The following is a 15,862-nucleotide window of genomic DNA, read 5'->3' as shown; positions in this document are numbered from 1 at the left end:
GTAGAAGACGTTGTGAACATTGGTGATCAAATTACGGTTAAAGTTACAGAGATTGATCAACAAGGAAGAGTAAATCTTTCACGCAAAGCAACGTTAACTTCACAGGTCTCTGCACAAAGCTAGAGAATCGTAGATCGTGAGTGCGTTTCATTCATAGTTCAGGATAAAGAGTCAGATCTATCTGTCTCTTTTTTGCTTTTCACACTTGCGAGGACATGCAGAGGTTCTACTCTTGTCCCAACCTTCATACAATCAGGAGATGAAGAAAGGGGACCTGTGTATGCTCCACAAAAAATGGATGTTGCTTGGGAGTTTTTTTGCTATGGTTCTATTCAGTGTGAATGCGATCCCAAGTGTAGAAACCTACATACAAAGTGTGAAAATTAATCAGCTTCAAGATGTTAGTGCGCATGTTGGAACAAGGAATGACGTACGTCCAGTTTTTGCTTCTTCCCAAAAATCTACCTTACTAGATACGATAACCAAAGAGGCAGAAAACCGTAAGGTCGCTCCAATTAATGCAAAAGTAGATTCCGTATGGAAAGCTATCCCTGGTTATAATGGTCTTGAAGTGGACATTGAGGAGACTCTGAAGTTGGCAGAGCATCAATTGACACCAAATCAAATTAATTATGTGATGAAGGAAATAGAGCCGCAAATTCAATTAGACGACCTTGGTCCCAATCCAGTATTTAAAGGTAATTCGAAGAAACCAATGGTTTCATTTATGATTAATGTCGCATGGGGCAATGAATACTTGCCTAGCATGTTAGAAACGTTACGTAAGGAAAATGTCCATGCGACATTCTTTTTTGATGGTTCTTGGTTAAAGAAAAATACTGAAATGGCTAAACTTATTCTAAGCGAAGGTCACGAAGTATCGAATCACGCTTACTCACATAAAGACATGCGCACGATCTCACGGAGTAAAGCGGTAGAGGAGATTTCGAAAACAGAAGATTTGCTGAAGCAACTCGGTGTTAGAAACTCATTATTTGCTCCACCATCCGGATACTTCAATCAAGAAACGATTCAAGTTGCTTCAGAATTTAAGCTGCAAACGGTGTTGTGGACTTTTGATACGATAGATTGGAAAAATCCTGGAGCAGGTCGTATTCTCGAACGACTCTCCAGCAATGTTGAACCTGGCACACTTATCTTGATGCACCCAACCGTTTCGTCACGTGATGCGCTGCCAGGAATGATTAATCTGATTAAGAAAAAAGGGTTGGTATTAGGTACCGTATCTGACCTTCTTTCCTCAAAAAGGATCACCGGACAGGGGCAAATCACGAATTAGTCATGATTTACTGCTGCTAATTTGAGTCCTAGGCACATTTTTGTTAGACTGAGGAAGTATAATAGGAGAATTGGACTTTTAGGTGTACCATTTCGAGGAGGAACCTTGGTGATCAAATATCGCTTACATAATGGCTTGAGAGTGGTTATGGAACAAATCCCCACATTTCGATCAGTAACATTCGGGATTTGGGTAAAAACAGGCTCACGCAATGAGTCGCAAACGAACAATGGTATTTCACACTTTATCGAGCACATGTTGTTCAAAGGTACGGAACGTCATTCGGCGAAAGATATCGCAGAAATCTTTGATGGCATCGGCGGGAATGTGAATGCCTTCACGTCCAAAGAATATACGTGCTATTATGCCAAAGTACTCGATGAACATTTACCTTTAGCGATGGATGTACTTTCGGACATGTTCTTTCATTCAACCTTTGACGAAGGTGAGCTTGAAAAAGAGAAGAACGTTATTTACGAAGAAATTTCCATGTATGAAGATACACCGGATGATCTCGTTCATGACTTGTTAGCCAAAGCTTCATATGGCAACCATGCTCTGGGGTATACAATTCTAGGCACGCAAGACAATTTGTCCAAAATGAAGTCAGATGATCTTCGTTCTTATCTCAAACAAAATTACAATACAGAGAATACCGTGCTGAGTATCGCTGGTAATATTGATGATAGTGTAAAGGAATTAATTGAAAAGCATTTCGGCGACTTCTCCCAGTCAGGAGTTGAAACAAGCTATGATGCGCCAGATTTCCTAAGCGAGCTGATTTTCCATGCGAAGAAAACAGAACAAAACCATATTTGTTTGTCGTTACCTGGATTGTCGTTGCAAGAGGAGAATTTGTATCCGATGGTTTTATTGAATAATGCCATTGGTGGCGGTATGAGTTCAAGACTGTTCCAAGAAATTCGGGAGAAACGTGGCTTAGCCTATTCCGTATATTCCTATCACTCTTCTCATATTGATAGCGGGATGTTTACCATTTATACAGGAACGGCGCCTAAGCAAACGGAAGAAGTATTGAAAGTGACGATGGAGCTGCTTCATGATATTGCCGTAAACGGAATGACAGATAATGAACTTAAGAAGGGGAAAGAGCAGCTGAAAGGCAGCCTTATTCTGAGTTTAGAAAGCACGAGCAGCAGGATGAACCGTTTTGGTAAAAATGAATTGATGACAGGTAAGCATTATAGTTTGGATGAAATGATTGAGCGTATTGAAAGTGTGAACATGGATCATATTCGCCAACTGACGAAAACTTTATTTGCAACTCCGTTTGCTCTGTCCATGGTCGGAAATGCGGATGATGTCATTAGCGGTTTCAGGAGGGATCAGCTTGTCTCTCTTTGATTATGAAGTACAAATGAAAAGAATCGAAGGTCAAGAAGATATTCTCTTACCTCAGAAAATGTCTGAAGCAGCTAGCGGCTATGATTTGCATGCTGCAGTTAAAGAGCCAATTGTACTCGCACCTGGTGAGCGTCAATTGATTCCAACTGGTTTCGCGCTAAGCATGCCGCCTGAGCTAGAAGCACAGATTCGCCCTAGAAGCGGGCTTGCTTATAAACACGGTATTACAACGCTTAATTCACCGGGAACCATTGATGCAGATTATCGCGGTGAGGTTAAAGTATTGCTGATTAATCTTGGTCAAGAGCCATTCGTTATTCAGCGGAATGAACGCATCGCTCAGATGGTATTCCAGCGTGTACCACAAATTCATTTGACCGTTGTCAATGAGTTGTCAGAAACGGTACGTGGTTCAGGTGGCTTCGGCCATACAGGGCGCTAATACTGCTGGCTACATAAGGCGAATAAGAAAGAACCTCTTCTTAGGAAGGGGTTCTTTCTTGTTTCAGCGGATGCAAAGTCGGAAGTCACCCATCCTTAGGCGAACGCATACTATAACGTATCGAAACGGACCGAGGAAGGGGTGTAAGCAAGAATGCTTACTGGGATTTCGGTTGCTATTATGGGGGGAGACGCCCGGCAACTTGAAGTAATTCAGAAATTTACTGAGTTAGACGCTACCGTTATATTACTCGGATTTGACAATCTCGGCAGGCAATTTCACGGTGTTACGAATGTGAAGTTAGATCCGGAGTTGTTTGGGCATGTGGATGCACTTATATTGCCAGTTGTAGGTACGGATGAGACAGGACAAGTGGAATCTATTTTCTCAAGTGAAGAGATGATTTTGACAGATGAGCATATAGCTTCATTGCCGAAACATGCCAAGGTATATACAGGTATGGCGAAGAGCTATTTGAAGAAGCTCGTTTCAACACATGACATTGGGCTTGTAGAGTTATTAGATCGTGATGACATAGCCATTTATAACTCGATTCCAACTGCAGAGGGTGCGCTTATGATGGCCATCCAGAACACCGATATTACAATTCATGGATCCGTTTGTATGGTTTTGGGTTTTGGTCGAACAGGGTTCACAATGGCCAAAACTTTGCAAKGATTAGGGGCAACCGTCAAGGTTGGCGTCAGGAAACCGGAGCATTATGCAAGGGCGTGGGAGATGGGTTTTCAGCCTTTTTATACGAAGGATCTGTACCCGGAAGTGGGGAATATTGACTTGCTTTTTAACACAATTCCGACTATGATAGTCACAGCGCAAGTTATTACCAATATCCCACATCGCGCGCTTATTATCGATTTAGCTTCAAAACCCGGTGGAACGGATTTTCGATTTGCCGAGAAGAGAGGCATTAAAGCGATGCTAGCGCCCGGTTTACCTGGAATCGTCGCCCCCAAAACAGCTGGCCGTATTATGGCTAACACCTTAAGTCAGCTGATCGAGGAAGACTTCAAAGACAGGAGCGATGTGGAATGAATTGGCAAGGGAAAACAGTCGGTTATGCATTAACCGGTTCTCACTGTACACTTGAAGAGGTCATGCCTCAAATTAAGAGATTTGTAGATGCGGGTGCTCGTGTCATTCCGATTGTATCGAATACAATTATGACGACAGACACACGTTTTGGTAAGTCTGCTGACTGGCAGCAAATGCTGAAAGATATTACGGGGAATGAAATTATTTCTACCATTGTTGATGCAGAACCGCTAGGTCCATCCAAGTTATTGGATGTGATGGTGATTGCTCCTTGTACGGGTAATACAACTAGTAAACTAGCAAATGCGATGACAGAAAGTCCCGTTCTTATGGCAGCTAAAGCACAAATGAGAAACTTGAGACCGCTCGTATTAGCGATTTCAACGAATGATGGATTGGGTTTAAATGCAATGAATATTGCGAAACTTTTGATTACCAAGAATATTTACTTTGTGCCTTACGGTCAAGATGCACCAGGAGCTAAACCAAATTCGTTGGTGGCCCGGATGGACTTGATTATGGAAGCTTGTGAAGCTGCGCTGGAAGGTAAACAATTGCAGCCCATGATTATTGAGAGATTTCAATACTAACAGATAGATGTCAACTTGAGGGGGAGAAACCAGCATATGTCCAACCAGAAGCTTTTCAACGTTGCAGTTGTAGGCGCTACAGGCGCTGTCGGCGAGCAAATCATCCGTCTACTAGAAGCACGGAATTTCCCCATCAAGGAATTGAAATTACTCTCTTCTGCTCGTTCTGCAGGTGTAAAGATTGCCTTTAAAGGCCAAGAAGTAGTTGTGCAAGAAGCAATTCCGGATAGCTTTCAAGGTGTTGATCTTGCGCTCTTTAGTGCAGGTGGCGATGTTACGAAAGCATTGGCTCCGCATGCAGTAGAAGCGGGCGCGATTTGTATTGACAATACAAGTGCATACCGAATGGACCCAGACACACCACTTGTTGTTCCTGAAGTGAATGTTGAGAAAATCAATGAACATAAAGGGATTATTGCGAACCCGAATTGTTCTACGATCCAAATGGTTGCAGCGCTTAAGCCTCTATATGACCGTTATGGGATTTCACGTATTATCGTTTCCACGTACCAAGCTGTTTCTGGTGCTGGAGCTAAAGCCATTAATGAATTGCTTAGACAGTCCAAAGAAGTACTAGCAGGTAATGAGGCAAAACCAGATATTTTACCAGTTGGCTCCTTGCCAGTAAAGCATCAGATTGCTTTCAATGCTATTCCGCAAATTGACAAATTTCTAGATAATGGATTTACAAATGAAGAAATGAAAATGATTCTTGAAACGAAAAAAATTATGGGCGATGAGTCCATTGAGGTCACAGCTACATGCGTGCGCATTCCAGTAGTTTACGGGCATTCTGAATCCGTCTATGTAGAATTGAAAGAAGATTTCGACATGGAAGACGTGAGAACACTACTCGCAAATGCTCCTGGAATTGTACTCGTTGATAATCCGGCAGAACAACAATATCCACTTGCTACTGATGCTGCAGGTAAGCTTGAAACTTTCGTAGGGCGTGTGCGCCGTGATTTAAGCAACCCTAAAGCGCTTAACATGTGGATTGTTTCAGATAATTTGTTAAAAGGTGCTGCTTGGAATGCCGTGCAAATTGCTGAATATATTGCTATAGAGCAACAATAATCAGCAAACTGCTTATTTGAGCAGTGAAAATGGGGGGAACTCATGCGAATTCTTGTCCAGAAATTCGGAGGTACTTCACTTTCCACCGCACAAGCTAGAGAACACGTTATTGGACATATTCAAGACGCACTAATTCAACATTATAAACTAGTTGTTGTTGTTTCTGCGATGGGAAGAAAAGGGGAACCCTATGCGACTGACACGCTCTTAGACCTCGTTCGGAAGAATGGGGAGGGGCTGCCCGCACGGGAACTCGATATGTTAATGGGATGCGGAGAATTAATATCTGCCGTACTTTTGTGTAGTTTATTGAACAAAACAGGAATTCGATCTACAGTTTTGACGGGTGGGCAAGCTGGTCTGATCACGAATGAGAATCATGGTAATGCTCAGATCATTGCGATGAAGCCTAATCGGATTCTTGAATTGTTAGAGCAAGATCAGGTTGTCATTGTCACTGGGTTTCAAGGGAAAACAAGCAATGATGAGATGACTACATTAGGCCGCGGKGGCAGTGACACATCAGCAACAGCACTTGGTGCCGCTCTCAAAGCAGAAATTGTGGATATCTTCACAGATGTTAATGGTATTTTGACAGCGGATCCAAGAATCGTTGAAGATGCTAAACCGTTACAACGTGTGAGCTTTAGTGAAATTTGTAATATGGCACACAATGGTGCCAAAGTCATTCATCCACGAGCTGTAGAAGTTGCCATGCAAGCGAATATTCCTATTCGTGTGAGATCAACTTTCACCAAGGAAGAAGGAACGCTAGTCACCGCTTCTGACAACACCTCGACAGATATTAACCATGTTAAAGATCGCTTTGTTACGGGGATTGCTCATTTTACGAATATTACACAGATCCAGGTTGCTGCCGTTGATGGCGAATTTGATCTTCAGCTTCGTGTATTCAAAACGATGGCTCAGCATCAGATTAGTGTTGATTTTATTAATGTGAACCCTTCAGGCGTTGTATATACGGTCTTTGATCATGAAGCTGAACGTGCAGTTCAATTACTTAAAGCGCAGGGTTACGAGCCCAAGTTTACGAGTGGCTGTGCGAAAGTGTCCGTGATTGGTGGCGGAATGAATGGCGTACCAGGTATTATGGCGCATATTGTTGAAGCATTAACCGTGGAAGATATCCGAATTTTGCAATCAGCTGATTCGAATACAACCATTTGGGTGCTTGTCCAAGGTGTCGATATGATCAAGTCAGTGCGTGCACTTCATCGGAAATTTAATTTGTTTAAATAAATCAAGAAAGTCAGGAGGCGTACCAAGTGAGTTTTGGAAGAGTAGTCACGGCAATGGTTACTCCATTTGATGATCAGTTGCAGGTCAACTGGGATCAAGTAGAGCCATTAATTAATTATTTAATTGAAGAACAACATTCGGATAGCCTTGTGATTTGTGGTACGACAGGGGAGTCGCCAACGTTATCAGAAGATGAAAAGTTGCGACTTATTGAACTTTCCGTTCGTGTAGCGGCTGGGCGTTGCAAAATCATTGCAGGTACAGGAAGCAACGACACTATCCATACAATTGCTTTTTCGCGTAAAGTAGAGAAGATTGGCGTAGATGCTTTACTTCTAGTTGCTCCTTATTACAACCGTCCTTCACAGGAGGGTTTGTATCAACATTTCAAAGCAATAGCAGAGGCTGTTCATACACCTGTCGTGCTTTATAATGTGCCTGGCCGTACAGGTGTGAACCTGGATGCGGATACAACGATTCGTCTTTCCCAAATACCGAATATCGTGGCGACCAAAGATTGCTCGAATACGGATCAAATGACACGTATACTTACACATGCTGCCCCTAATTTCCTCGTATATAGTGGAGATGATAGTAATACTTTGCCTTCTTTAGCTATTGGATGTGAAGGGATTATCAGCGTAGCGAGTCATGTGATTGGAAAAGAAATGCAAACTATGATAAAGTATTATCTAGAAGGCAACATTCAGCAAGCTGCTGAGCTTCATCGTAAGCTTCATCCTGTATTCACTGGTATCTTTTGTGCACCGAGCCCTGCGCCAATTAAGCATGCTTTGGCACTTAAGGGGATTGAAACAGGCGGCGTTCGACTTCCGTTAGTTCGTGTATCCGAGCAAGAAGGACAATTCATTCAATCACTTTTTGTATGATCATGCCTAATGAATCGGTGCTTCCGGCATCGGTTTTCTTTTTTTGGGAAATCTAAACGTATTCAGTATTAACTTGTATTTGCTGTTTTTTTTCATGTATAATGGTTGCAAGTGACTAGTTCGGTTTTTTCATTTAAAATTCGTCGTCCAATCTATGAAGGAGGTATATTCTTGTCCAAAAAAAATATTGATAAACTTTTGATCTTCGCTCTTGGCGGCGTGGGCGAAATCGGAAAAAATATGTATTGCGTTCAGTATGCGAACGACATTATTGTCATTGACAGTGGTTTGAAATTTCCAGAGGAGGACATGCTCGGAATTGACATTGTCATCCCAGATATCGGGTACTTAACAGAGAATCGGGATAAAGTACGCGGCATCATCATCACTCACGGCCATGAGGATCACATTGGTGGCTTACCTTACGTGCTTAAACACCTTAATGTTCCTCTTTATGCTACGAAGTTAACGATGGGACTTATTGAAGCTAAGCTGAAGGAAGYGAACTTGCTCGGAACGACGAATCGAATTCTAATCAATTCGGAATCTGTTCTTCCCCTTGGCGTTCTTACGGCCACTTTCTTCAAGACCAATCATAGTATTCCGGATTCTGTGGGTGTCGCACTTGATACGCCAGAAGGTGTTGTTGTTCATACGGGAGATTTTAAGTTTGATCAGACTCCAGTTAATGAGCAATACGCAGATTTGCATCGTATGGCTGAGATCGGAAAGAAAGGCGTTCTTGCCTTGCTTTCAGACAGTACGAATGCAGAACGTCCTGGCTACACGGGCTCTGAGCGCGGTGTAGGGATTGAGATTGAAGAAGTGTTTCGTAAAGCGAAGCAAAGAGTTATCATTGCGACATTTGCATCGAATATTCACCGTGTCCAACAGGTGTTTGATGCAGCTGCTGCAACGAATCGCAAAGTGACAGTAATTGGTCGCAGTATGGTCAACGTGGTTTCGATTGCTAGCGAATTAGGCTACTTGCACATTCCAGATGGCATGTTGATTGAGCCAGAGGAAGTTAATAAGCTTGCAGCTGATCGTGTAGTTATCCTTTCTACGGGTAGCCAAGGCGAACCGATGTCTGCACTAACAAGAATGGCACGTTCAACCCATCGTAAAATTGATATTTTACCAGGGGATACGGTTATTATTGCGGCAACTCCGATTCCAGGAAATGAGCGTTACGTTGGCAGAACGGTTGATGAGCTTATGCGCATCGGTGCCCACGTGATTTATGGACCAGGATCAGTAACTGGTGTTCACGTTTCAGGTCACGGTAGTCAGGAAGAATTAAAGTTAATGCTTAACCTGATGAAGCCTAAATACTTTATTCCAATTCATGGCGAATATCGCATGCTGCGTCAACACGCTATCCTTGCCGAAACTGTCGGCATTCCTAAAGAAGACATTTTCATGTGCGATATTGGTGATACGGTAGAAATTCAAAATGGGGCTGCACGCAAAGGATCGAAAGTTCAAAGCGGCAACATCCTAATTGATGGACTAGGTGTAGGGGATGTAGGCAATATCGTGTTGCGTGACCGTAAATTACTGTCGCAAGATGGAATTCTTGTTGTCGTGGTTACACTTAGTAAGCAAGATGGCAAAATTTTGTCCGGCCCAGATATTATTTCACGCKGATTTGTTTATGTTCGTGAATCCGAAGGACTTCTTGAAGAAGCCAATCGAATCGTTACAAATACGTTAACAAAACTTATGAATGAAAATGTAAATGAATGGGCATCTTTAAAAACAAATGTGAAAGATGTTCTCGGACGCTTTTTATATGAACAAACCAGAAGAAGACCAATGATTCTTCCTATCATTATGGAAGTTTAGGTACTCGAACAAGTCACTTGAGCCTATGCAAATAGTAAAGCTCTCTCCAATTGGAGGGAGCTTTTTCTTGTTGCAGCACAGTGAAGTATGCATGAAAGTATACAAGTTTATTCATACTATGGGAGATCTTGAACAACTTGTCTTTGTAGCTTAATTTGAAAGGGGATTATGAAGTGGCATCAGCACCAGGCTCGAAAGAACAGGAACAAGAACCGGTAACAGAGGAAGTCAAGAAAAATGCCGTTCTCGAAAATATCCAGCAATTAGGACAAACGAACACAGTTTCTGGTGAATCCAATATTTTTTGTCTAACGATAATAGGACAGATAGAGGGACATATAGTGCTCCCACCTCAGAATAAAACGACCAAGTATGAACATCTGATTCCTCAACTTGTAGCCGCCGAGCAGAATTCCAAAATTGAAGGTGTCATGATCATATTAAACACTGTAGGGGGCGATGTGGAGGCTGGTTTAGCTATTGCTGAAATGGTCGCGACGTTATCGAAACCAACGATTGCATTAGTCTTAGGTGGCGGACATAGTATTGGCGTTCCAATCGCCGTATCTGCTGACTATTCGATCATCGCAGAAACAGCGACCATGACAATTCATCCGATTCGAATGAATGGCTTGGTGATCGGAGTACCTCAGACCTTTGAATATTTAGATAAAATGCAAGAACGTGTTGTAAGGTTCGTAACGAAACATTCTAACGTAACGGAAGAGAAGTTTAAAGAGTTGATGTTTAAGACAGGTGAACTTACGAGAGATATCGGCACAACGGTAATTGGTATTGATGCTGTTAAATATGGATTAATCAATCAAGTAGGTGGCATCGGCGATGCCATTCGTGAACTGAACAGCCGGATCGAAGCGAAGAAAGTGGCGAACTCTGGGGGGCTTGTTCAGTGATCCATTATTCCGTGATTCCGATGGAGGTTATATTTGAAGGTTTCGATGCGTTTAGCCCACAATACTTAGAGGTTGAAGTAGATGGTTTCATGATGCAAATTGAGCCGTTAAGTGGCTATCAAGCACGTATTGTAAGGTTGTATAGCTGTAATCCACAAGATTATTTGAATGAACTTTATACGCCTGGCAGCATCATTTCCTATCAACCTCAGCTGGCAGTCAATTCAGCTCGTTAGGACTTGTTCCCGTATCATCCCTCGAGTCAAATATGGTATAATGTGGACTTGGGGGTGACAATCTTGGCGAAACGCAGGAAAAAGACGAAGGCTGTAAAAACCAGCTTATTATTCGAGCTGTATGGAATCCTCATCTTGATTTTCTCGGTCATTGCCCTTGCACATCAAGGTCATGTCGGAAATTCTTTGATTTATTTGTTTCGTTTTTTTGTGGGGACTTGGTATTCACTTATACCACTTATTTTCATTTACGTGGCCTTATACGCAATGATCAAACGAGCTTGGCCACAAATGGTTACTCCCAAGAAAGCGGGCATTTTGTTGTTCATTCTTGGCTTATTAATCAAGAATCATATTGATTTATTTGCTCAGCTGTATCCAAACAACGATTTTACATCGGGTAAAGTCATTTCTTCGACATGGTCTGCCATGCTGGAGGGATTGCACCCTACAGAAGCTGGAAGAGCAGCCTTAGAACATGGTATTGGTGGAGGAATGGTAGGCGCTTTTTTATACAGCATCCTCTATTTCCTATTCGATTACCTTGGAGCCAGATTAATCCAATATATGCTTTTTGTTATGGGTTTTATTCTAGCGACAGGTGTTTCTTATGTGGATCTAGGTAATATCGTGAAGGGTCGTTTCAGTAATGTAGGACAAAATTTTAAAGACAGAATGAAAGAATGGCTACAGGACCGAGATGGTCGTGGGCCGCAGGCTCAGGCTGCATCAGCGGGAAGTGCGCCTGCTAAGGTGAAGAAGCCGGCCTACGTACCGGTTGATGATGAATTTGATGAAGAAGTGTTTCAACCAGTTAAGCGGGCGAAGAAAACGCCTTTGTTTATGGAGCTCCTCCGACCAATTAAGGAGAACCGGAAGAAATCTGCGGCAAGAGAACGGGATGATATCGAGGATAATTTGTCAGAGGGCGAAGCTGATGTGGCCGGGGAGGAAGTTGTTTACTCGAACCCTGTACATCCAACGGCTGAACCAATACATAATACAGATGAACCTGCTGGAGCACCGATTATTCGTGATTTTCAAGAACAAGTTATTCAAGAAGCACAACAAGTTGTTAGACCTGCAACTCCTTCAGTAGCCAATAGTACAACAACAGTTCCAACTAGTGTGGATGGAGATGAGAATGAGCCAGTCACAATTGAGTTTCAAGATGCTCCTGTCATTGTGACTCGTCCATATGAAATACCTTCGCTTGATTTATTAGCAAGGCCAGCCCTAGGCAAAGGAAGCGAAATGGMGGATTACAAAGCCAATGCAAGAAAGCTTGAAGCAACATTAGAGAGCTTCGGAGTTCGAGCAAAGGTTCTCGAGGTAGTAAGAGGTCCTGCGGTAACGCGCTATGAAATCCAACCTGATGTGGGTGTGAAGGTTAGCAGAATTGTTTCTTTAACCGACGATATTGCACTAGCACTTGCAGCAAAGGATATTCGGATGGAAGCACCTATACCAGGAAAATCTGCGATAGGTATCGAGGTGCCAAACTTAGAAGTTTCCATTGTTACGATGCGAGAAGTCATGGAAACGACTGCTTTTCAGGAGTCTAGCTCACGACTATCCGTAGTTCTTGGACGAGATATTTCGGGTCAACCGATTGTTGGGAATCTGGCAAGGATGCCCCATTTACTAGTTGCTGGTGCAACCGGATCTGGTAAATCGGTTTGTATCAATGGGATTATCACTAGCATTTTGTATAAAGCAAAGCCAAATGAAGTGAAGTTCTTAATGATCGATCCGAAAATGGTTGAGTTGAATGTGTATAATGGCATTCCGCATCTATTAGCACCTGTAGTTACGGATCCGCGGCGAGCATCTCTAGCGCTCAAGAAAATCGTTGTCGAGATGGAGAAACGCTATGAGCTATTCTCCAAGAGCGGGACACGAAATATTGAAGGCTATAACGCGATGTTGACAGAGAGTGGCACTGCACCGCCGCTGCCTTACTATGTGATTATCGTGGATGAGTTAGCAGATCTCATGATGGTAGCAGCTAATGACGTCGAGGATTCCATCTGTCGTCTTGCTCAGATGGCACGGGCTGCGGGAATTCACTTAATTATTGCGACACAACGTCCCTCCGTTGACGTTATTACTGGTGTTATCAAGGCTAACATTCCATCCCGTATCGCTTTTGGTGTTTCTTCGCAAGTGGATTCACGCACGATTTTGGATATGGTAGGAGCGGAGAAATTACTAGGTCGTGGTGATATGCTGTACTTGCCAGTTGGTGCATCCAAGCCTGTACGTATCCAAGGGGCATTCCTCTCGGATGGTGAAGTTGAACAGGTTGTTGGGTTCGTACGAACACAGGAACAAGCAAATTATCGGGAGGAACTCGTACCACAGGTTGAAGAAATGCCAGAGCAGCAGAATGAATTTGAGGACGAGCTGTACGATCAAGCCGTTCAAATTGTTTTGGAAGCGAAGCAAGCATCTGTATCCTTACTTCAACGGCGAATGAGAGTCGGTTATACACGTGCTGCTAGGCTTGTCGATGCAATGGAAGCTAAAGGGGTTGTTGGCCCTTATGAAGGCAGTAAACCGCGTGAAGTACTGATCTCTCTTGAACAATATCATCATAACCGGATTAGCTCATAATCCATTTTAGACAAACACTCCCTTAGGGGAGTGTTTTATTTGTATAATCATGGACTCACTTTCTCATAATAAGCAAGAAAAGGTTGTAATTTGAAAAGTGAGGTTGAGAAGGGGAATGAATAAACGACTAATTGTCATTACATTTTGTATCGTATTTGTCTTGGTAGTTTCTTTTCAATTGAAGGGCAAATTCAATCCGCCGACGGAAGAAACATTTAGTAAGAATGAAGTACGCTATGGCGCCACTGGATCAGATGTATATGAACTTCAAGGTAGGCTGAAATTCATTGGCTTTTATAATGGCGGTATCGACGGCGACTATGGGTACAAGACATTAACAGCAGTGAAGCGATTCCAAGGTGAGTTTGGCATGACGGTAGATGGTATTGTTGGACCGAAAACCAAATTAAAGTTATGGGAAGCAACAAAGAGTTGGAAACCTTCAGCACCAGAAACAGCGAATAACAATCAGGGAGCTAACAATAATGGTACAGGTACGAATACACCTGCCAATCTAACGCCCTCCAACAATCTTGGTTATTCGGAACAGGATATTAACTTAATGGCTAATGCTGTCAATGGTGAAGCGCGTGGTGAACCATTCATTGGACAAGTTGCTGTAGCGGCAGTAATTTTAAATCGAGTGAAATCGGCAAGTTTTCCGAACACAGTTTCTGGTGTTATTTTTCAACCAGGTGCTTTCACCGCTGTTGCTGATGGTCAAATATGGCTAACACCGAATGAATCATCGAAAAAAGCCGTGAGGGATGCTTTGAATGGACTGGACCCAACTGGTGGTTGCATCTATTACTTCAACCCAGAAACGGCAACGTCCAAATGGATTTGGACAAGAAAACAAATTAAAAAAATTGGCAAACACATTTTCTGTGTGTAAATTGGACAAGGAGAAGGAACCACAATTGGTTGCTTCTCCTCTTCGTATAGGAATATAATGGATTTATCACACGGACATAGAAGKGAGACTGACCTTTGAAGCCTATTCAATTTGAGCGCAGCAGTTGGAAGCACATCCGTATACACGTTCTACCGACAGATCGTTTCAAAACATTTGCCATTTCCGTATACATAGGACGCCAATTAGATGAAGAAACGGTCACAAGTACGGCAGTAACACCTTTTATCCTTCGCAGAGGTACAGAGCTACGTCCTGAAACGAAGCAATTCCGGGAGTATTTAGATGATTTGTACGGTGCAGGGTTTGGTTTTGATATTTATAAGCGAGGCGATTACCAAATCGTTCAGTTACGAATGGACATTATCAATGATCGATTCGTGAAATCAGCGGATTCTTTGCTGAAACAAGGGCTTGATTTTGTGGGTGAAACGTTAACTCGTCCAGCATTAGAAGATCAACATTTTCGCACGAAATATGTAGATGCAGAGAAGCAAACACTTCGTAAACGAATTGAATCGGTTATTAATGATAAAATTCGTTATGCTGCCGAACGTTGTATGGAAGAAATGTGCAGCGATGAAYCGTATCGACTGCATCCTATGGGTAAAATAGAAGATATCGACGGTATGAATGCGGAGAAGCTTTACGAACAATATAAAGTATGGCTCCAAACTTCACCGATGGATATATATGTTGTTGGCAACACAACGCTAAGTGAAGTTGAAGAAATTGTGAAGCAATCGTTCGCGATTGAGCGGAATGCTGATGCTAGCTATGTCACATCTGCGCCGCGTGGCGTAACAGGTGAAGTGAAAACGATCGTAGAACGATTGGATGTAAACCAAGGGAAGCTGAATATGGGTCTTCGTACAAACCTATCATACAGCGATGATCAGTACCCGGCTGCACTTATGTATAATGGAGTTCTAGGCGGATATCCGCATTCCAAATTATTTACGAATGTTCGTGAGAAAGCAAGTCTAGCCTATTATGCTTCTTCTCGTTTTGATGGACATAAAGGCATTTTGACCATTCAGTCCGGTATTGAGATGGCTAACTATGAGAAAGCCGTGGATATCATACGTAAACAACTGAAAGCTTTGGAACAGGGAGAAATCACTGACATTGAATGGAGTCAAACAAGAGCGATGATTTCCAATCAGTTGCGTGAAATACAAGATTCAGCGTTTGAGCTGATCTCGTTTGATTTTAATGCCATTTTGTCAGGAAAAGAGCGTACGGTAGCGGGTTTAATTTCTGCAGTCGAGCAAGTGGATATACCGGCAATAGCAGAAGTTGCGAAACGAGTGCAATTGGACACGATATATTTTTTACGGGATCAGAAGGGGGAGTAA

15 protein-coding genes are annotated in these 15,862 nt (G+C 42.7%); all 15 read left to right on the top strand.

Annotated elements, in window-relative coordinates; genetic code table 11:
* On the top strand, positions 1-123 hold a 123-nt coding region (locus tag AB4114_RS31885), incomplete at its 5' end, for a S1 RNA-binding domain-containing protein (protein WP_441992014.1).
* A gap of 199 nt (positions 124-322) precedes the next feature.
* On the top strand, positions 323-1,300 hold the full coding sequence (locus tag AB4114_RS31880; RefSeq protein ID WP_441992012.1) for a polysaccharide deacetylase family protein: 978 nt from the start codon (positions 323-325) through the stop codon (positions 1,298-1,300).
* A gap of 108 nt (positions 1,301-1,408) precedes the next feature.
* Positions 1,409-2,665, top strand: a complete 1,257-nt coding sequence (locus tag AB4114_RS31875; protein ID WP_441992011.1) for a M16 family metallopeptidase — start codon at positions 1,409-1,411, stop codon at positions 2,663-2,665.
* A gap of 13 nt (positions 2,666-2,678) precedes the next feature.
* A complete protein-coding gene (dut, locus tag AB4114_RS31870; protein ID WP_441992013.1) occupies positions 2,679-3,107 on the top strand; it encodes a dUTP diphosphatase in 429 nt (142 codons plus the stop codon).
* Positions 3,108-3,260: 153 nt separating this feature from the next.
* Entirely contained in the window at positions 3,261-4,160 is a 900-nt protein-coding gene (dpsA, locus tag AB4114_RS31865; RefSeq protein ID WP_441992010.1) for a dipicolinate synthase subunit DpsA, read from the top strand.
* Positions 4,157-4,750 (top strand): dipicolinate synthase subunit B, encoded by a 594-nt coding sequence (locus tag AB4114_RS31860; protein ID WP_056625070.1) that lies wholly within the window; start codon positions 4,157-4,159, stop codon positions 4,748-4,750. The genes dpsA and AB4114_RS31860 overlap by 4 nt, the downstream gene beginning before the upstream one ends.
* Before the next feature lie 36 nt (positions 4,751-4,786).
* Positions 4,787-5,827, top strand: coding sequence for an aspartate-semialdehyde dehydrogenase (locus AB4114_RS31855; protein WP_441992009.1), 1,041 nt, complete (start codon positions 4,787-4,789; stop codon positions 5,825-5,827).
* A gap of 42 nt (positions 5,828-5,869) precedes the next feature.
* Complete coding sequence (dapG, locus tag AB4114_RS31850) at positions 5,870-7,087, top strand: aspartate kinase (RefSeq protein WP_441992008.1); 1,218 nt, start codon at positions 5,870-5,872, stop codon at positions 7,085-7,087.
* Between the two features lie 26 nt (positions 7,088-7,113).
* The gene (dapA, locus tag AB4114_RS31845; RefSeq protein ID WP_441992007.1) at positions 7,114-7,977 is read left to right on the top strand and encodes a 4-hydroxy-tetrahydrodipicolinate synthase; all 864 of its coding nucleotides are present in this window, start codon (positions 7,114-7,116) and stop codon (positions 7,975-7,977) included.
* A 171-nt stretch (positions 7,978-8,148) separates the two neighbouring features.
* Positions 8,149-9,825, top strand: a complete 1,677-nt coding sequence (locus AB4114_RS31840) for a ribonuclease J (RefSeq protein ID WP_441992006.1) — start codon at positions 8,149-8,151, stop codon at positions 9,823-9,825.
* 173 nt (positions 9,826-9,998) lie between these two features.
* Positions 9,999-10,739, top strand: coding sequence for a ClpP family protease (locus tag AB4114_RS31835; RefSeq protein ID WP_436242817.1), 741 nt, complete (start codon positions 9,999-10,001; stop codon positions 10,737-10,739).
* Positions 10,736-10,975: a YlzJ-like family protein gene (locus tag AB4114_RS31830; RefSeq protein ID WP_441992005.1), complete on the top strand. Its 240-nt coding sequence runs from the start codon at positions 10,736-10,738 to the stop codon at positions 10,973-10,975. The genes AB4114_RS31835 and AB4114_RS31830 overlap by 4 nt, the downstream gene beginning before the upstream one ends.
* Before the next feature lie 63 nt (positions 10,976-11,038).
* Positions 11,039-13,591, top strand: a complete 2,553-nt coding sequence (locus tag AB4114_RS31825; RefSeq protein WP_441992004.1) for a DNA translocase FtsK — start codon at positions 11,039-11,041, stop codon at positions 13,589-13,591.
* 115 nt (positions 13,592-13,706) lie between these two features.
* Positions 13,707-14,486 (top strand): spore cortex-lytic enzyme, encoded by a 780-nt coding sequence (gene sleB / locus AB4114_RS31820; protein WP_441992003.1) that lies wholly within the window; start codon positions 13,707-13,709, stop codon positions 14,484-14,486.
* Positions 14,487-14,581: 95 nt separating this feature from the next.
* Entirely contained in the window at positions 14,582-15,862 is a 1,281-nt protein-coding gene (gene yfmF, locus AB4114_RS31815) for an EF-P 5-aminopentanol modification-associated protein YfmF (RefSeq protein ID WP_441992002.1), read from the top strand.

Origin of the sequence: Paenibacillus sp. 2RAB27 (assembly GCF_052115445.1) — a bacterium.
GTDB lineage: Bacteria > Bacillota > Bacilli > Paenibacillales > NBRC-103111 > Paenibacillus_E.
Note: the sequence above shows the minus strand (reverse complement) of the source record. Positions and strands in the feature narration are given on the sequence as shown.